Genomic DNA, 17,487 nt, shown 5'->3' with positions numbered 1-17,487 from the left:
AAGACACTGCCTGACGATGAGCGTGATACCGGGGTAGAACTGTAGAGCGTTGCAGGGCGCCGTGGGCACAGATTTGTCGCGAGAATGTAACAGCCCCTGTGCCCCGAACATCGCCCGTTGTCAGGGGTAGATAAACCGATTGACCACGTTTTCGAGCATCTCCTGGCGACCGCTGACGGCCTGGGGATTCAGCTCGTGGGTGAAGGCATGCTCGGCCAGTGATTCAAGACTGAAATCACCGGCCAGTACCGCCTTGCCAAACGGTTGCTGCCAACCGGCGTAGCGCTGATCCTTGAACTGTTGCAACCGGTCGTTCTGCACCATGGCCGCCGCGCGTTCCAGAGCCAGGGCAAGAACGTCCATGGCGGCGACGTGGCCGTGGAACAGGTCGAGTTCGTCCACGCTCTGGCGCCGGACCTTGGAGTCGAAGTTGAAACCACCATTGCTGAACCCCCCGGCCTTGAGGATTTCGTAGGTGGCCAGGGTCATTTCCTCGACGCTGTTGGGGAACTGGTCAGTGTCCCAGCCGTTCTGCGGATCGCCACGGTTGGCGTCGATGCTGCCGAAAATTCCCAGCGAGACGGCGGTGGCGATCTCGTGATGGAAGCTGTGCCCGGCCAGGGTGGCATGGTTGGCTTCGATGTTGACCTTGATCTCGTTTTCCAGGCCGAACTGTTGCAGGAAACCGAACACCGTGGCGCTGTCGTAGTCGTACTGGTGCTTGGTCGGCTCCTGGGGCTTGGGCTCGATCAGCAGGTCGCCCTTGAAGCCGATCTTGTGTTTGTGCTCGACCACCATGCGCATGAAGCGGCCCAACTGTTCGCGCTCGCGTTTCAAGTCGGTATTGAGCAGGGTTTCGTAGCCTTCACGACCGCCCCACAACACGTAGTTGGAGCCTTTGAGGCGCTGGGTGGCGTTCATGGCGCTGAACACCTGGGCGGCGGCGCAGGCGAACACTTCCGGGTCTGGGTTACTGGCGGCGCCGGCGGCAAAGCGTGGGTTGCTGAAACAGTTGGCGGTGCCCCACAACAGCTTGATCCCGGTCTCTTCCTGATGGCGCTCCAGGTGGTCGATCATTTGGGCGAAGTTGTTACGGTAGTCCTTCAGCGAACTACCTTCCGGGGCGACATCGGTGTCGTGGAAGCAGTAGTAGTCGATGCCCAGTTTGGAGAAGAACTCGAAGGCCGCTTCGGCTTTGCCGATAGCCAGCTCCATTGGATCCCCGGTGCGCTGCCATGGGCGTTTGAAGGTGCCGGCACCGAACACATCCGAGCCCGGCCAGACGAAGGTATGCCAGTAGCAGACCGCCATGCGCAGGTGCTCGCGCATGGGTTTACCGAGCACCAGTTTGTTGGCGTCGTAGTGGCGGAAGGCAAGTGGCGAATCGCTGGCGGAGCCTTCGTAGCGAATCTTGTCGACACCGGGGAAGTACGGCATGTGCAATTTCCTTTTTATTCTTGGCGGTGTCCCGATACTAACGCCGGCCCTATGGCTGCTGATTATGAAAATCACCAACGGGCCGTTCGATTTTGAGTATTGAGATTCGCTGGCTGCACGCCTAGTCTGTGCTCATCGGCCCAGGGTTAAACCAATGAAAACCGTCCCGCCCGTTCACCGCATTGCGCTCCTGTTCAACGGCAGCAAGATCTACGACCGCGGCATCATCAGTGGCATCGGCAACTACCTGAGCAGCACGCGCGCGTCCTGGGACTTGTTCCTCGAAGAAGATTTTCTCTGCCGCTTGAAAGGCATCGAGCGCTGGCAAGGTGACGGGATCATTGCCGACTTCGACGACCCGCTGATTGGCGAGGCACTGGCCGGGATCAAGCTGCCGGTGGTGGCGGTGGGTGGTTCGTATCAGGATGAACGCGCTTATCCGAAGGGCATTCCCTATGTCGCCACCGACAACGAAGTGTTGATGAAGTTGGCCTACGAGCACCTGGTCGAGGCCGGGTTGACCCGTTTTGCCTGTTTCAGCCTGCCTGAAGCACAAGCCAATCGCTGGGCCCAGGAACGGGAAAAGGCCTTTTACCGGCTGATGCAGCGTGATGGTCTGCACGCCGAGGTCTATCGCGGCATGGGCACCAGCGCACCGCTCTGGGACAGCGCCGTCGAACAGCAGATCGCCTGGCTGCAAAGCCTGCCCAAACCCATCGGCATCATCGCCGTCAGCGACGCGCGCGCCCGGCAGCTGCTGCAAGCCTGCCTGACCGCCGGGATCGCCGTGCCCGAGCAAGTGGCGTTGATTGGCATCGACAACGACCCGCTGACCCGCAGCTTGACGCGGGTGCCGCTGAGTTCGGTGATCCAAGGCACCGAAACCATGGGCCGCACCGCCGCGCGCCTGCTCCATCAAATGCTGCACGGCATGCCGTCCACGGGCACACAGATTCTGATACCGCCGGATGCGATCAATGTGCAGGTTTCGAGCCTGCACCAGCCGTTGGGCAATCCTTATGTGATGCAGGCAATGCTCTTCATCCGCCAATACGCCTGCCAGGGCATCAAGACTGCCCAGGTGGCGGCCTATGTGGGCGTGTCGCGCTCATCGCTGGAATCGCACTTTCGCAAGGAGCGCGGCTGTAGCGTCCACGACGAAATCCTGCGCTTCAAACTGGCCGCTGCCGCCAACGGACTGGAAAACACCAACTCGCCGATTGCCGACATTGCCCAGAATTGTGGCTTCAAATCGGCGCAGTACCTGCATACGGTGTTTCGCCGTGAGTTTGGCTGCACGCCTCGGGAATATCAGCAGGGAGCCAATACGGCCACTCACTGACCCACGGCCGAACCGCTCTTGTGGCGAGGGGATTATCCCCGCTGGGGCGCGAAACGGCCCTGAAACCTGGCAGCCTGGTGTGTCAGGTTGATTGAGTGGATAACATTGGAGCTGCTGCGCAGCCCAACGGGGATAAATCCCCTCGCCACAAAGGCACGGTGAGCCACTGCCACAAGGGGTACACCATCGAGTCTTCCTTGTGGCAAGGTTGCTGGCTTCATCGAATATTTAGGGAAGGATTGAATGACGCTCAGGGTGATGGTGGTCGGCGGGTATGGAAACTTTGGCAGTATCGTTTCCAGGCACCTGGTGGTGATGCCAGGCGTAAAGTTGGTGATTTCAGGACGCGACACCCAAAAACTGCAGCGCAAAGTCGATGAGTTGAAGGCTCAATCGGGCACTGTGTGTGAAAGTTGGTGCGGCGACGCCATGGGAGCGGGCTTCAAATCTGTCCTGGGCTTGATGAACATCCAATTGGTCATCCATACCGGTGGCCCATTTCAAGGGCAAGCCTATGCCGTTGCCGAGAGCTGTATCGACGCGGGTGTGAACTACTGTGACCTGTCCGATTCCAGAGCCTTCGTCACCGGCATTAGCGCACTCGACGCCCGGGCAAAACAGGCAGGCGTCGCGGTCCTTAGTGGTTGCAGCTCAGTGCCGACGCTCTCGGCCGCCCTCATCGATCAGCAGCGGCATCGCTTTAAGCGTATCGACTCGATTGAGCATGGTATTTCCTCTTCGGCCAAGATGCCGGGGTTATCCACCGTCGAAGGCGTTCTCGCCTACGCAGGCAGGCCGATCAAGCAACTGCGGGATGGCCGGGTACATGAGGTCCTGGGGTGGCAGGATCTGACGCTTCGCAGAATGCGCTATATGGGGACCCGGGTACTGGCCAATGTCGACGTGCCGGACATGGATATCTTCGCCAGCCGCTATGGTGCCCGGACCCTGAGCTTCAAGGCCGGCTCAGGCCTGAAACTCGGCGGCATTGCCAACTATCTGCTGGCCCAGGCAATGAGGATGGGGGTGGTGCGTGACCATGCCCCTTGGGCCACCAGGCTTCATCGGTGGGGGCTCTGGTTCGAACGATTTGGCGATGGCAAAAGCGCAATGTACATCGACGTCCAGGGCATCGGTGTCGATGACGAACCGCTGTCGATGAACGTGCAGCTCACCGCCATGAATGACAAGGGGCCAGAGATTCCCAGCTGCGCAGCCGTTGCCTTGGCGGCAAAAATCAGCCAAGGGTATCTGCCCGAACCCGGTGCTCGGGCCTGCGTGGGTGAAATCACCGTGGACGAATACATGGCTGCTATCAACGACCCCGAAAACTTGAGCCTGTCCGTACACTTCTCTGACGAGCAGGGCTGACAGATGCTCTATCTTTGCCTGAAGTACCTCCACATCATTGCTGCCATTTTCCTTTTCGGCTTCGGCATGGGGTCCTATCTCTACCTGATCGCTGCCAGCCGCACCGCCAACCCTCAGGTCATTGCCCACGTGGCCAGGACGGTCGTCCAGTTCGACACTTGGATTACCACGCCTGCGGGCTTTATCCAGATAGCGACGGGCTACCTGCTGCTGAAGCTGGCCGGACTTCCCCCGACCACGGAATGGATAATGACATCGCTGATCATTTTCCTTTGCGTAGGGGCGCTGTGGCTTCCTGTGCTGGTGCTCCAGAAGCGCTTATACGTGATGGCTTCGAGCGCAGTTGGAGACGGGCGCGCGCTCGATGATCGATACTCATCCGTGTATCAAAAGTGGTTCTGGATGGGCGTCTTTGGCTTTTTGGGGATGTTTGTCATCGTGCTGATCATGGTGACGAAGATGACGCCACGTCAGTGGATCGAGCTTCTGACGGGCTAAGTACCGATCCGTTCCACCGGATTGATCCCAAGCGTGGGAGCCTTCAAGAAACGGCCTTCATGATCCGGGCTCGGCAAAAGGCAAACGTCGTACTTGCCAAACAGCCGATATCGATTCAGGGCAATGCGATCATAGGCCCAATCCCGAAGCCTGCGGGGGACGTAACGCAGCAGTTTCACCGAGCGCCAGGCCCAGGGCAGTAGGGCAACGATTTCAAAAATCGCCTCCGAACGCACCCAGTAATGCCGATCTCGAACCACAGCCATGGTGTCGAACTGCTGCAAGGGCAGGCCCGCCCAAGCCAGCAGCGCTTGCCCTTCGGGTGATTGTACGGAGGCCAACCGCACGCGTCGGGCGTGGTCATGGCGGATCAGGAACTTTGCCCAGCCATTGCACAGTTTACAAACGCCGTCGAACAGGACCACTGTCTCGCCTGGCTCGAGCAAGGGCGCGGGTGAGGGGCGAGTTTGGGAGATGGGCATGAATGTGTGTCTACATGGCGCCTGGTTACCCGGATAATACGCGTGTTCCAGCGTCAAAGGGCGCCCCGAAGGGTTGCTCGACCATGATGATTTCAAGGGCATGATCCGATCCATGAGCGATGACACTTACACCCTGTACATGCGCTTCCAGACCCCCGATCCTGGCATCGGCCCCCGGGAGCAGGCGCCGATGCTTGCCCAGGAACAGGCCTGGGCGCGTGAGCGTGCGACCATGCATCGCTTCAGCTGGATCGAGGTGCTGGTGCCGCCGTTGTGCCTGGGTCCGGTATTGCCGGGCATCGTGTTTTTGCTGGGGCTGCTGGTCTATCAAGGATTATCCGCCTCAGGCGTCGACCTCGACCGGATCGCCGGGGCCTCCCTTGGTTGGCTCGTGCTTGCCACCTTGCTGTTCATGGCTGCGTGGATCCTGCACAACTTCCTGCGCGATAAGCGCGACCCGACCAAGCGTTATTGGCAATCGATGCCTGATCAAGGGGTGGTCGAGCTCGAACACCATACCCTGGTCTGCGGCATCAGCCTGTGGTCCAACGACTATGATCCGGACTGCAACACCCTCATGCAGTGGTCCAACGACAAGTTGAAATGCGTGCAAGACAGCGGTGTGTCGCAGTGGATCCTGGCCAAGACGGCGGCGGGACACTGGCTGGTGCTCAAGGAGCAGTATCCGGGCGACTTCAGCTACGGGCGGGTAGGGCAAATGCCGGCACCGGACAAGCTGCTGCAACCCCAGCAGCAACTGGCGATTGCTTTCGCCCCCGGCACGAACCTGCAGCTGGGCCGGCGTTTCGACGGTGCGCCGATGCCATTGGTGGATACGCCGTACTGGATGTCTGCCGATGAGCTCAAGCGCTTGGAAGAGGCCGCCCATCACTGGAATTTTCTACCGCCGAACCGCTATGGGGTGGTCAATGACCAGGATGCGGCGTGGGTGCAACGTTTGGTGAGCAGGGCGCATCCAGCCGGGCGCTAAAGCCACGTATCCACCACCCGCCGATCCAGTTCCTCCCAATCCGCCATGCCCAATACCCGAGTGGTGTTCAACCCGCGCAAATAACCGCGCAGTTGATTGGCCGTGTCCCGCTTGAGCTCCGGGTCGGGTTTGGTGCTGCTCAACAACACGCTTTCGTACTGGATCAGGTACTCAGCCACCCGCTCACGGAAGTCGGGCAATACCGCGTCGCGAATCAGATCAAATGTTCTCATGGCCATACCTCATCAATTGTTCTCGGCTTGCAACTATTGCTAGGAGTAATAGTGACCATTACCAAATGCAAGTTCTGCTTTGCCGGCAATCATTGGAAAATCAGCGCCATCGAACACGCAGCTCACTATTTTTATTTTCAGGACCCGACCATGCGCCGTTTATTTTTGCTTCCCCTGGCGTTTTCCCCGTTGTTGCTGGCCGGTTGTGCCTCGGTGCCAAACGACCCGACCCTGACCTTGCAGACCAGCAAGACGCCGGCCCAATACGCTGAATGCGTCGTACCGAAATTGCAGGGCAGTGCCTTGAACCCGATGGTCTCGCAAACCCAGCGCAGCTATCGCATCGTGGTGCCGAGCAAAGTCGCGGCGGACAACGTGCTGGAAGCCTACAAGGCCGGCAGCGGCGGCAAGGTATTCATCTACGAGCGGCATTTGCTGGCCTCCAACCTCCTGCCCTCGAGTTTTGAACGCGCTGCACAGGAATGCATCTGACCGGCCCGTAAACGTTTTTTACCGTGCTCCTTTGGTTGGCCGCAACCAACCAATTCCCTTGCCCCGCACCGCATTCGGTCGCGGGGCTTTTTTTGTCTGCTGGTTTCAGGTTCGCCAATCATCCGCCCGAATGAATTCGATGAGCGCTTTGAGGGCCGGTGGCACATGGCGGCGGCTGGGGTAATAAAGAAAAAAACGGCTTGGTGGGGCTTTCCACTGCGCAAGCAGTTCCGTGAGCTGCCCATTGCGGATGTCATCGCGCACCAGTTCCTCGTAGACGTAGGCAATCCCGGCGCCATCTTTTGCTGCCTGGATCATCAGCCCATCGTCTTCAAGAATGAGCGGACCGGTGACGGACAAGCGGATCGGTTGCCCATCCGCCTGATACTCCCAGGCATAGAGTTTGCCGCTGGGAAAACGCCGGGCGATACAGGCATGGTCGAGCAAGTCCCGTGGAGCCTGGACGATGCCCTGTGTGCCCAGGTAAGCCTCTGAAGCGACGGTCACGAACGATTGAGGAGGGCCGACAGGGACCGCGATCATGTCGCCGGCCAGGCTTTCGCCAAAGCGCACGCCCGCGTCAAACCCCTCGTCCACGATGTCGGTCAAGCCATCATCGGTGACCAGGTCCAGTTGAATACGGGGATACCTGGCCACGAATGGCGCGAGCACCTTCGCAAATACCGCCCGCGCCGCCGGACGCGCCACGTTGAGGCGAAGCTTGCCGGCGGGCACTTCCTGCATCGAGGTCAGCTGCGCCAGTGCATCGGCAACCTGTTGCAGGGTAGGGCCCAGCGTTGCCAGCAGTTGGTGACCGGCCTCGGTCGGAGTCACGCTACGCGTGGTGCGGTTGAGCAGCCTGACACCCAGGCGTGCTTCCAGTGCCCGCAGCGCATGACTCAACGCTGAGGCCGAAACGCCACGCTCGTCGGCGGCCTTGCGAAAACTGCGATGGCGAGCGACGGCCGCAAAGGCGTCCAGTTCGGAAAGATCAGGGTGCTTATTCATGAATGCTGTTCATTAGTTCAAGCGGGATTGCCCATCTTATCGTCGTGAGATCGCTCGCCGATACTGCCCACATCATCTGTGGAGAACTCGCTATGCAAAAGAATCGCCTTGGATCATCGGATTTACGGATTTCGCCCATTGGCCTGGGAACCTGGGCGATTGCTGGTACCGGTTGGGAATACAGCTGGGGGGCGCAGGACGACGAGGACAGCCTGGGCGCCCTTGAATATGCCGTCGAGCGCGGTGTGAACTGGATCGACACGGCGGCGGTTTATGGCTTGGGCCATGCCGAGCAATTGGTCGGGCAACTGTTGCGTCGGGTGCCGGCTTCGCGGCGTCCGTTGGTATTCACCAAGGGCAGCCTGGTCTGGGACCCGGTCACCAAGGCGATCTCGCACTCGCTGGCGCCCCAGTCGCTGCTCGCCGAGGTCGATGCGAGCTTGCGTCGGCTTCAAGTCGAAACCATCGATCTTTATCAGATCCACTGGCCGGCCTTTCCTGCCGACGGCAGCAGTGAAGGGATCGAGAGCGCGCTTTCAGCGTTGGCCACCGCCCGTGAACAGGGGAAAATTCGTGCTATCGGCGTCTCCAATTTCGACGTTGCGCAACTCGAGCGGGCGCGGGCGGTGACCGAGATCGTGTCACTCCAACCGCCTTATTCCGCCTTGATGCGGGACATCGAGGACGCCGTCCTGCCCTTTTGCGAGCAGGCCGCAATGGGGGTCCTGGCCTATTCCACCCTTCAATCGGGGCTGCTTTCCGGCAGCATGACGCGCGAGCGCATCGCCCAATTGCCCGACGATGATTGGCGCAAGGCCCGAAGCGCGGACTTCCAGGAGCCTCGCTTGAGCGCGAACCTGGCGCTGGTCGAGGTCTTGGCCGGTATTGGTGAACGGCACGGGGTGAGTGCGGCGGCAGTCGCCATTGCCTGGGTGTTGCGCAAACCAGTGGTCACCGGTGCCATCGTCGGTGCCCGCCGCCCCGCGCAGGTCGATGGGTTGGTTGCCGGTTCACAGCTGCGCCTCAGCGCCGAGGAAATTGACGAGATTCAACCTTTCCTGCCTTCGGGTATGGGCACGAATGTCCCAGGGGTAGCTTGACCTTCATCGTGCAACCGCTTGGTTGAGCGGGTTTGACGCCTCGCTGCATAACCGGCACTATTTGCTCGTTTGTGATCATTAGTGCTCGTTTATGCAGGTTGTGATGTCATGACTTCTCCTCACGAAACGTTCCCCGGCGAACGCCAGCAATTGATCAGCCAGCGTCTTGCCCGGTATGGCCGGGTGATCGCGGCCGACCTTGCCAGCGAATTCAATGTATCCGAGCACTCGATACGGCGTGACCTGGGCGCACTGGCGGCGGCGGGGGTGTGCAAGCGCGTTTATGGCGGCGCAATACTCTTGCCCGCTGTCGAAGGACCGTTGGACGTACGCGTGCGCAAAGACCCGGCGCGCAAGGGCAGTCTCGGCCAAGCGGCCGCTGCGCTGCTGCGCGCGGGCCAGCACGTCTTCATTGACGTCGGCTCAACCAACCTGGCGGTGGCCTGCGCCATCGATCCGCAACTTCCGTTGACCCTCACCACCAATTCGCCGCTGATTGCGGTTCAGTTGATGAAGCTGCCCCGCGCCGAGGTCATCCTGCTGGGTGGCCGCTTGAGTCCAAACGCGGGTGGTGTGATCGGGCTGACGGCTGTCCAGCAATTGCGCCAATTCAGTTTCGACGTGTGTGTCCTCGGCGCCTGCGCCATTGATCCGGACAATGGCGTCACTGCGTTCGGCCTGGATGACGCGGAGTTCAAGCGCGCGGTGGTCGCGGCAAGTGGGCAAGTGATCGCGGCGGTGACCAATGAGAAGCTGTCCAGCGTAGCCCATTACCAGGTGGCCTCCTGCGAAGAAGTCGCCACCCTGGTGGTGGAGCACGACGCGCCGCGTGAACGACTGGAGCCCTTCTTCGGCCGGGTGACCAACGTCGTGACGGCGGCCCGTGAACAGCGACGGACCTGACGTCTTTGCCGCACCGCTGTGGCCAAATTGCGCAGGACAATCGCATGGATACTGCCCGATCCCCATTGTCCACCGGACGATTTGCGTCTAGTTTGCTGCCCGATCACAAGTACAAAAATCAGGAGTCATCGATGCAACCGATTCGTCTCGGTCTGGTGGGCTACGGCAAGATTGCCCAGGATCAACACGTTCCAGCCATCCACGCCAACCCCGCGTTCCAACTGGTAGCGGTCGCCACGCAAGGGCAGCCTTGCCCCGGAGTGGAGAATTTCCGGTCCCTGGGCGAGTTGCTCGAGAACGCTCCGCAGGTCGACGCGATTGCGTTCTGCACGCCGCCACAAGGTCGCTTCGCCCTGGTGCAACAGGCACTGGCGGCGGGCAAGCATGTCCTGGTGGAAAAGCCGCCGTGCGCCACCCTGGGGGAAGCCATGGCGTTGGTGGAGCAGGTCCGCGAGCAAGGCGTCAGCGGCCTGTTCGCCTGGCATTCGCGCTACGCGCCGGGCATCGAGGCCGCCCGTGACTGGCTGGCGAGTCGCACCTTGCACAGCGTGCTGATCGACTGGAAGGAAGACGTGCGCAAGTGGCACCCCGGCCAGGCGTGGATCTGGCAACCCGGTGGCTTGGGCGTCTTCGATCCAGGCATCAATGCCTTGTCGATTGTGACCCATCTGTTGGCGCTGCCGCTGTTCGTGGAATCCGCCGAGTTGCGCGTACCGAATAACTGCCAGTCGCCGATTGCCGCCAGCATCAAGATGGCCGACCCGCGCCACCTCGATATCCGTGCGGAATTCGATTTCGACCATGGTCATGACGAACTCTGGAGCATCGAGATTCGCTGCGCCGAAGGCGTCCTGCGCCTGGACAACGGTGGTGCACTGTTGAGCATCGACGGCGTACGCCAGGCCGTATCCGAAGAAGGTGAATACGCTGCGGTGTATCGACATTTCCAGCAACTGATTGCCGATAAAACCAGTGACATGGACCTGCAGCCGTTGCGGTTGGTCGCGGACAGCTTCTTTGTCGGCAGTCGGACGGCGGTCGAGCCGTTCTACGATTAACCCAAGGAACTGCAGTTGAACGAACAGACATTGTCCATGCGCCTGGAGCGTGTCGCGGCGCATATGCCGGCAGGTGCGCGCCTGGCCGACATTGGCTCGGATCACGCCTACTTGCCGGTGGCCTTGCTGCGCCGTGGCGTCATCGCGGCGGCGGTGGCCGGCGAGGTGGCGTTGACACCGTTTCGCGCCGCCGAACGCACCGTGGGCGAGAGTGACCTGGAGCGGCAGATCAGCGTACGCCTTGCCAATGGCCTGGCGGCGATCGAGCCGGAAGATGGGATCACTGCGATCAGCCTCTGTGGCATGGGCGGCGAGACGATCCGCGACATCCTGGACAGCGGCAAAGCGCGGTTGAGCGGGCAGGAGCGGCTGATCCTGCAACCCAACGGCGGTGAGCAGCCACTGCGCCAATGGTTGATGGAAAACGACTACCGCATCCTCTGCGAGGAGGTGCTGCGGGAAAACCGCTTCTACTACGAAATCATCGTCGCCGAGCGCGCCGGGCCGGTGACGTACACCGCCGAACAGCTGTACTTCGGCCCGCTGCAGATGCAAGCCCGCACCCCAACCTTCCTGGCCAAGTGGCAGCGCCTGCTACGCCAGAAGCAAAAGACCCTCACCAGCTTCGCCAAGGCGCGGCAAGCCGTGCCGGAAGAGAAGCTGCAGGACGTTGCGCGGCAGGTCCGGTGGATCACCGAGCTGTTGGCTTGAGTTGATTGAGGTGGATGTGCCGACGTCATCGCGAGCAGGCTCGCTCCCACAAGAGGTTCTGTGGTGAGCCGGAATGCTGTGAACACCCGCAATTCCCTGTGGGAGCGAGCCTGCTCGCGATGGGGGCATCAGTGACTTCACTGATCTGAGAAATATCGCGTTCTTCGGCTGCCCGTCTATCGACCCACTACCGGGTAGTGCTTGATGCGACACGGATGTGAGTGGCCGTCGCCTTTACAGATGCCATCCAGGTAGCGGTAGTCGACCTGTACCGACTGTCCTTTCGCGGGCCATTGTCGGCGGGGGAGCGTGGCTTGGTAGTCCGGGGTTTCCGGGGTGAAGGTGAGCGACGAGCCTTGCACTGGACACTCCACCGAGGAGGACTTCGGCGTGACTTTCACAATCTGCGCCTGGAGCTGCGGATAGGGTTGTTTCAGCACCTCGACGATACGCAGCTCCATGTGACAGATCTGCCAAGTCGAGGCCTGGACGGGTTCGCACAGGAAGGGGAGCGTCAAGGCAAGCAGTCCGAGGCCTGCTATGTGAGTGTTCATTATTGCCCTTGTTTGAAGTGCTGAGGTTCGTGAATCATAGCCTCGCCTTTGGCTGACTCAACCGTAAAGCCCCATCAGGGCGAAAGACTTGTCAGTGGTCAGCGCGACAATTTCGGCCAGCGAATGCAGGAGCACCGGCACCAGCAGGCCACCGCTGACCACTCTGGCGACGGCGAACACGCTTCCACAGGCGAAGATCAACACGACAGTTATCCAATTCCCGTATTGGATGTGCATGCCGGCGAAGACGGCTGAGGTGACGATGATCGCGATCCATGTCCAGGCACGGCTGTTCTCGTAGGGAAACAGTCGCAACATGTAATGACGGAAAAACAGCTCTTCGGCGATGGGCGGCAGTACGATCAGCGAGGCGATCTTGAGCGTGGCCTGCCAATTGTTGAGTCGGTCCAGAAGCTCGGCCATGAACACTTCTCGCGGCAGCCCCAGCACGAGGATGGCAACCCCGAAAAGCAGGTAGGACCCAATGATGCCAAGCGCACCCCACTTGAGCGGTTTGCCTATGCAGTGACCACGCCATTGAGCACGCGCATCGGAGCGGTATTGCCAGGCGAAAAGGGCGAGGAGAACGAGCGCGGTTATACCGGAGGTGGTGGTGAACGTCAGGTAGGCCTGCATGTCTGCGGGTACGAAAAGGACCTCGGGCACTGCTGCCAGGAAGACTATCAGGGTCGCAAGCACAAACATCCCGAGCCGGGGAAAGAAGCGGTAGGGCGATAAAGTGGCAGCGGGAGCAAACTCAGGGGCAGCACAAAGATTCGTCACAGTCACTCCATGAGTGCAAGGAAAAAAGCATGATGCCAGTATTTTGAGGGCGTCAGGTACGAGTTCCCGCTGAGTTGATGGCGTCGTGATTCAATCCAGGCGGCGACATGAATAAGCGTGGGTCTGATAAGGGAACTCAATGTGCTTGCGCCCGCGTAGCGCCGGATGGTTTTGAATCAAGGCCAGTAGTTGATCCGCTACCTGTTTTTTCCCTGCGTCAGGCAGCGCTGCGATGAAGCTCACTGACAGAAAGCGATCCAGGATGACCGTCTCGGGGCTGCCTGCGTGGGTGTAACTAAAACAGGTCAGTTCGGGCTCCGAGAAGTAACGTCCGTTGAAGGGGCGTCGCCAGTTTCCAGTATGAAAGCGTGGGGTATCGCCTTCGAAGGGGGTGATGATTTTAGTGATGTCGGCCACCCAGTCCACTGACTCATCACGCACGTTCCAGATCAGGCCGAGTCGGCCGCCCGGTTTGAGTACTCGGTGAATCTCCTGGAGCGCGGTTTCATTCGCGAACCAGTGGAAAGCCTGGGCGCATACGAGCGCCTGCGCCGCCCCTGCCTCAAGGGGAATGGATTCGGCCGTTCCTTCCAGAATCCTGGCGTTCGGTAAATGTTTGGCAAACTCGATTCGCATCGCCTCGACCGGTTCGATGGCGATGGTATTGATCGTCATTGAGTCCAGCAGGCGAGTGAACTTACCGGTACCGGCTCCTAGCTCAATGACTGTCGATCCTGGGCTGATTTGCAGTGTACTGCTGAGCCATGCCTGTATTTCGCTTGGGTAGTCTGGGCGACCTTGGGTATAGGTGCCGGCTTCTGCTGAGTATCCTATCTGAGCGGCCTTATGGATAACTGTCATCTTCAGCGACCCTTCGGGTGGATGGGGGTAGATGGATTATGCGGTGTGTTCAGGTCGTCAGCTAGTTGATCCTTTTTTGTGCCTGGTCTCACGCGCTTGCGTTGGGGCAGATGGCTTGACTCACCCACATGGGTTACAAATCAGTTCACGCACATAGGTAACAGTTTTTAACTGGCAGGCTCGCTCTCACATGGATTTACGGGCGTTCACAGTCTCTGGACGCAACACAAAACCTGTGGGAGCGAGTTGCTCGCGAAGACGTCAGCACAGCCGATATCATCAGCCAACTGACCCTCCGTTACCGCAGCAATGGATATACACCAAACTACCTACTCAAAGCTGCTTCGACCCCCCGCCAATCTGCCAGACATACGGCGGCTCCGTCCCATTGATTTCCCAATCACCAATAATGCGCTCCTTGTAGATCAACGGATTGTGCGAAGCCGCGGTGCGGGCGTTGCGCCAGTGGCGGTCGAGGGCCTTGCTGGTGCTGGTGGCCGAGGCGCCAAGGGCATTGAACAGGTCGCTGGTGGCGCGTAGTACCAGGTCGGAGATGACCACCTGGGCCTGGGCCGACTCCAGTTCGGCGGCGATGTTGGCGGTGTGTTCGGTCTCGGCGTTCTGACTGAAGCGGCTTTCATAGGCGCGCTGGGAGGCGCTCGCGGCTCGCAGGGCGGTGGCTTCGGCGGCATAGACCTGGGCCGAAGCCTTGCCGATCACTTGCTGCACCTGCACGTCCTGGCTCACTGCGCTGGCATTGCCGGTGCTGAAAATCCGTGTGCGTTTGCGCACTTGTTCGGTGATGTCGTGGACCGCGGCGCGGCCGGCGCCGGTCAGCACGGCGAGCAAGACCAGTTGATAGAACGCAGTCTGGTATTTGAAACGGGTAGAGAAGTCGATGAGGTTTTCCGCCTCGACCAGTGCATTCTCGAACAACGACGTCCCGCTGCCGGTGGTGCGTTGGCCAAAGCCGTCCCAGTCATCGCTTTGCTTGACGCCCGGCTGGTGCACGCGCACGGCGGCAATCACGTCGGCACCATTGTCGTCGCGCTGGGCATACACGTCGATCCAGTCGGCGAAGATACTGCCGGTGCTGTAGTACTTGGTGCCGTTGACGACCCATTGATCGCCTTGCCGGGAAACCCGGGTAACCACTTCACCGATCTTCACGGCGCCGACTTCAGTCCAGGCATTGCCCACCAGTTCCCCCTCGACGAAGCGCTTGAACCATAGGTCCTGTGGGCTGCTGGCGTGGGCATTGAGGCGGTCCTCGACAAATGCGAAGTGCCCGCGCAGCGCCTGGGGCAGGTTGGAATCGGCTTCGGCCAGCTCGATCAGCAGTTGCAACAGCTGCGGCAACGAGGCCCCGGCGCCGCCATATTCGACTGGTACGCGGATGGCACCAAAGCCTGCTTCCTTCAGCCATTTCACCTGTTCGAAGGGCAGGCTGCGCGTCTGCTCACGCTCCAAGGCGCCGGCCTGGATGCGCGCAAAGATCGGCCGAAAGCGTTCGGCCAGGGGCTCATAGTCGGTGCCGGTGGAAAGAATCGGTGGCAGGTGTTGTTGCTGTGCGGTCATGGCGATGTTCCTTCTTACTGACGAGTAGGCGGGCAGGGGAGAAACCTGCCGTTGCCAGTGGCCATTGCACAGTCCATGCCCGAGGCCAAACGCCCGTGAATACGGGGCTTGAACTGGGTTCATCAACGAAAGAGCTGCCCTTGCTGCGGACAATCTGTTGCGCAACTGTGTGCCGGGCAACAGTTGTTGCCACGAACCTCGACGCACCGGATGTTCGCCAGCCAACAGTGGATCAACAGCTTGTCCGTCGAGCGACAGCGAAGTGATTGGGCTGTTCTTCTAATTAATTGATTATTAAGGAAATATCTAGATGGCACGGTTGCTGCTCTATCCCTTGTGCAGACGCTGAGGTGGCGTCTCCAGGCATGGGGTAAGCGATGAGCAAGCAATTCAAAGTGGTGGCGGTGTCAGGCAGCGTGCAGCACCCGTCACGCACACTGGTCCTGCTCCAGGCGTTGGTGGAGCGGCTCGGGCAGCAACTGCCGATCGAGCTGCGCTTGATCGAGCTGGCCAAGGTCGGTCCACAGTTCGCCGGGGTGTTGCGTCGCGAGGCGTTGCCGGCTGCCGTGCAGGATGATTTGCAGGCCATTGAATCGGCCGATTTGCTGATTGCCGCCAGCCCTGTCTATCGGGCCTCGTACACCGGCCTGTTCAAGCATCTGTTCGATTTCGTTCATCACGAAGCCCTCAAGAACGTGCCGGTGCTGTTGGCCGCGACGGGGGGCTCGGATCGCCATGCCTTGATCATCGATCACCAGTTGCGGCCGCTGTTTGGCTTTTTCCAGGCCCTCAGCCTGCCGGTGGGGGTCTATGCCAGCGAAACCGATTTCACTCACTACCGGATCTCCAGCCCACAGGTGCTGGAGCGTATCGAGCGCGCCGTCGAGTCGGCGTTGCTGAGCCTGGTCCCGAGCGCCCGACGCGACGCCAGCGCCGCTTGACCAATTTCTTCTTTCAAAACGAGCCGTGGAGTACATGCAATGAGCCAGGACACGATCAAATTTGCCTACTGGGTGCCCAACGTCAGCGGCGGGCTGGTGGTCAGCAAAATCGAGCAGCGCACCGACTGGGGCATCGACTACAACCGCAAGCTGGCCCAGATCGCTGAAGCGGCCGGTTTCGACTACGCCTTGTCCCAGGTACGCTTTACCGCCGGTTACGGCGCCGAATACCAGCATGAGTCCGTGGCGTTCAGTCATGCCTTGCTGGCCGCCACCACGCGGCTGAAAGTCATTGCGGCGGTGTTGCCGGGACCATGGACGCCGTCGGTGTTAGCCAAGCAGATCGCAACCATCGATCAGCTGACCGGCGGCCGGGTTGCGGTCAACATCGTGTCGGGCTGGTTCAAGGGCGAGTTCACGGCCATTGGCGAGCCGTGGCTGGAGCACGATGAGCGCTATCGCCGTTCCGAAGAGTTCATCACCGCGCTCAAGGGTATCTGGACCACCGACAACTTTACCTTTCGCGGTGACTTCTACCGCTTCCATGACTACACCCTCAAGCCAAAGCCGTTGCAGCAGCACCCGGAAATCTTCCAGGGCGGTAGCTCACGTGCCGCCCGGGACATGGCCGCCCGTGTCTCCGACTGGTATTTCACCAATGGCAATACCGTCGAGGGGATCAAGGCCCAGGTCGACGACATCCAGGCCAAGGCCGCGGCCAATAACCACAAGGTCAAGGTCGGAGTGAACGCGTTCATCATCGCCCGCGACACCGAAGAGGAGGCGCGTGCGGTCCTTGCCCAGATCATCGACCAGGCCGACCCCGAAGCGGTCAATGCCTTCGGCGATGCGGCGAAACAAGCCGGCAAGTCCAGCCCGGAAGGTGAAGGCAACTGGGCCAAGTCCAGCTTCGAGGACCTGGTGCAGTACAACGACGGCTTCAAGACCAACCTGATCGGCACGCCGCAGCAGATCGCCGAACGCATCGTCGCGCTCAAGGCCGTGGGGGTTGATCTGGTGCTCGCAGGTTTCCTGCATTTTCAGGAAGAAGTCGAGTATTTCGGTCGCAAGGTCCTGCCGCTGGTGCGTGAGCTGGAGCAGCGCAAAGCGGCAGCCAAAACGGCGGCAGTCGCTTAGGCGCGGG

Annotated in this window: 19 protein-coding genes; 11 read left to right on the top strand and 8 right to left on the bottom strand. The window is 60.3% G+C overall.

The window, feature by feature from the left end:
- Positions 1-120: 120 nt before the first annotated feature.
- Positions 121-1,437, bottom strand: a complete 1,317-nt coding sequence (gene xylA, locus PSH86_RS17145; RefSeq protein ID WP_249015110.1) for a xylose isomerase — start codon at positions 1,435-1,437, stop codon at positions 121-123.
- A 154-nt stretch (positions 1,438-1,591) separates the two neighbouring features.
- Here xylA and PSH86_RS17140 point away from each other — a divergent pair, with 154 nt between their 5' ends.
- The 3 genes from PSH86_RS17140 (at position 1,592) to PSH86_RS17130 (ending at position 4,648) form a co-directional block, all read left to right on the top strand.
- Entirely contained in the window at positions 1,592-2,779 is a 1,188-nt protein-coding gene (locus PSH86_RS17140) for a XylR family transcriptional regulator (protein ID WP_305483787.1), read from the top strand.
- A 243-nt stretch (positions 2,780-3,022) separates the two neighbouring features.
- Complete coding sequence (locus tag PSH86_RS17135; RefSeq protein ID WP_109752997.1) at positions 3,023-4,150, top strand: saccharopine dehydrogenase family protein; 1,128 nt, start codon at positions 3,023-3,025, stop codon at positions 4,148-4,150.
- Between the two features lie 3 nt (positions 4,151-4,153).
- Positions 4,154-4,648 (top strand): DUF2269 domain-containing protein, encoded by a 495-nt coding sequence (locus tag PSH86_RS17130; RefSeq protein ID WP_109752996.1) that lies wholly within the window; start codon positions 4,154-4,156, stop codon positions 4,646-4,648.
- Here PSH86_RS17130 and PSH86_RS17125 read toward each other — a convergent pair.
- Entirely contained in the window at positions 4,645-5,130 is a 486-nt protein-coding gene (locus tag PSH86_RS17125; RefSeq protein ID WP_109752995.1) for a thiol-disulfide oxidoreductase DCC family protein, read from the bottom strand. The two genes, PSH86_RS17130 and PSH86_RS17125, sit on opposite strands and share 4 nt — an antisense overlap.
- A gap of 112 nt (positions 5,131-5,242) precedes the next feature.
- On the opposite strand from PSH86_RS17125, the gene PSH86_RS17120 reads away from it, so the two are divergent.
- Positions 5,243-6,121 (top strand): hypothetical protein, encoded by an 879-nt coding sequence (locus PSH86_RS17120; protein WP_305483786.1) that lies wholly within the window; start codon positions 5,243-5,245, stop codon positions 6,119-6,121.
- Here the strand turns inward: PSH86_RS17120 and PSH86_RS17115 are convergent.
- Positions 6,118-6,354 (bottom strand): hypothetical protein, encoded by a 237-nt coding sequence (locus PSH86_RS17115; RefSeq protein WP_163858401.1) that lies wholly within the window; start codon positions 6,352-6,354, stop codon positions 6,118-6,120. The two genes, PSH86_RS17120 and PSH86_RS17115, sit on opposite strands and share 4 nt — an antisense overlap.
- A gap of 150 nt (positions 6,355-6,504) precedes the next feature.
- Between PSH86_RS17115 and PSH86_RS17110 the strand changes: the two genes are divergently transcribed.
- Complete coding sequence (locus PSH86_RS17110) at positions 6,505-6,846, top strand: hypothetical protein (protein WP_305490370.1); 342 nt, start codon at positions 6,505-6,507, stop codon at positions 6,844-6,846.
- Positions 6,847-6,951: 105 nt separating this feature from the next.
- Here PSH86_RS17110 and PSH86_RS17105 read toward each other — a convergent pair whose 3' ends face one another.
- Positions 6,952-7,854: a LysR family transcriptional regulator gene (locus PSH86_RS17105; RefSeq protein ID WP_305483785.1), complete on the bottom strand. Its 903-nt coding sequence runs from the start codon at positions 7,852-7,854 to the stop codon at positions 6,952-6,954.
- 92 nt (positions 7,855-7,946) lie between these two features.
- On the opposite strand from PSH86_RS17105, the gene PSH86_RS17100 reads away from it, so the two are divergent.
- The 4 genes from PSH86_RS17100 to PSH86_RS17085 all read left to right on the top strand — a co-directional run bounded on the left by PSH86_RS17100 (position 7,947) and on the right by PSH86_RS17085 (position 11,626).
- On the top strand, positions 7,947-8,954 hold the full coding sequence (locus PSH86_RS17100) for an aldo/keto reductase (RefSeq protein WP_370873817.1): 1,008 nt from the start codon (positions 7,947-7,949) through the stop codon (positions 8,952-8,954).
- 108 nt (positions 8,955-9,062) lie between these two features.
- Positions 9,063-9,857, top strand: coding sequence for a DeoR/GlpR family DNA-binding transcription regulator (locus PSH86_RS17095; protein ID WP_109752991.1), 795 nt, complete (start codon positions 9,063-9,065; stop codon positions 9,855-9,857).
- A 131-nt stretch (positions 9,858-9,988) separates the two neighbouring features.
- Entirely contained in the window at positions 9,989-10,915 is a 927-nt protein-coding gene (locus tag PSH86_RS17090) for a Gfo/Idh/MocA family protein (protein ID WP_305483783.1), read from the top strand.
- Between the two features lie 15 nt (positions 10,916-10,930).
- Positions 10,931-11,626, top strand: a complete 696-nt coding sequence (locus tag PSH86_RS17085) for a tRNA (adenine(22)-N(1))-methyltransferase TrmK (protein WP_305483782.1) — start codon at positions 10,931-10,933, stop codon at positions 11,624-11,626.
- A 176-nt stretch (positions 11,627-11,802) separates the two neighbouring features.
- Here the strand turns inward: PSH86_RS17085 and PSH86_RS17080 are convergent, their stop codons facing one another.
- The 4 genes from PSH86_RS17080 to PSH86_RS17065 all read right to left on the bottom strand — a co-directional run bounded on the left by PSH86_RS17080 (position 11,803) and on the right by PSH86_RS17065 (position 15,402).
- Complete coding sequence (locus PSH86_RS17080; RefSeq protein ID WP_116832565.1) at positions 11,803-12,180, bottom strand: hypothetical protein; 378 nt, start codon at positions 12,178-12,180, stop codon at positions 11,803-11,805.
- A gap of 57 nt (positions 12,181-12,237) precedes the next feature.
- Complete coding sequence (locus tag PSH86_RS17075; protein WP_305483781.1) at positions 12,238-12,963, bottom strand: CPBP family intramembrane glutamic endopeptidase; 726 nt, start codon at positions 12,961-12,963, stop codon at positions 12,238-12,240.
- Positions 12,964-13,053: 90 nt separating this feature from the next.
- Positions 13,054-13,824: a class I SAM-dependent methyltransferase gene (locus PSH86_RS17070; protein ID WP_109752986.1), complete on the bottom strand. Its 771-nt coding sequence runs from the start codon at positions 13,822-13,824 to the stop codon at positions 13,054-13,056.
- Between the two features lie 333 nt (positions 13,825-14,157).
- A complete protein-coding gene (locus PSH86_RS17065) occupies positions 14,158-15,402 on the bottom strand; it encodes an acyl-CoA dehydrogenase family protein (protein ID WP_176687732.1) in 1,245 nt (414 codons plus the stop codon).
- A 377-nt stretch (positions 15,403-15,779) separates the two neighbouring features.
- Here PSH86_RS17065 and msuE point away from each other — a divergent pair, with 377 nt between their 5' ends.
- Both msuE and sfnG read left to right on the top strand, forming a co-directional pair.
- The gene (gene msuE, locus PSH86_RS17060; RefSeq protein ID WP_109752984.1) at positions 15,780-16,343 is read left to right on the top strand and encodes an FMN reductase; all 564 of its coding nucleotides are present in this window, start codon (positions 15,780-15,782) and stop codon (positions 16,341-16,343) included.
- A gap of 39 nt (positions 16,344-16,382) precedes the next feature.
- Positions 16,383-17,480, top strand: coding sequence for a dimethylsulfone monooxygenase SfnG (gene sfnG, locus PSH86_RS17055; protein ID WP_305483780.1), 1,098 nt, complete (start codon positions 16,383-16,385; stop codon positions 17,478-17,480).
- Positions 17,481-17,487: the final 7 nt, after the last annotated feature.

Origin of the sequence: Pseudomonas sp. FP2300, from assembly GCF_030687595.1 — a bacterium.
In the GTDB taxonomy this organism is placed as follows: domain Bacteria; phylum Pseudomonadota; class Gammaproteobacteria; order Pseudomonadales; family Pseudomonadaceae; genus Aquipseudomonas; species Aquipseudomonas bijieensis.
This window is presented reverse-complemented; position numbering and strand designations above follow the sequence as displayed.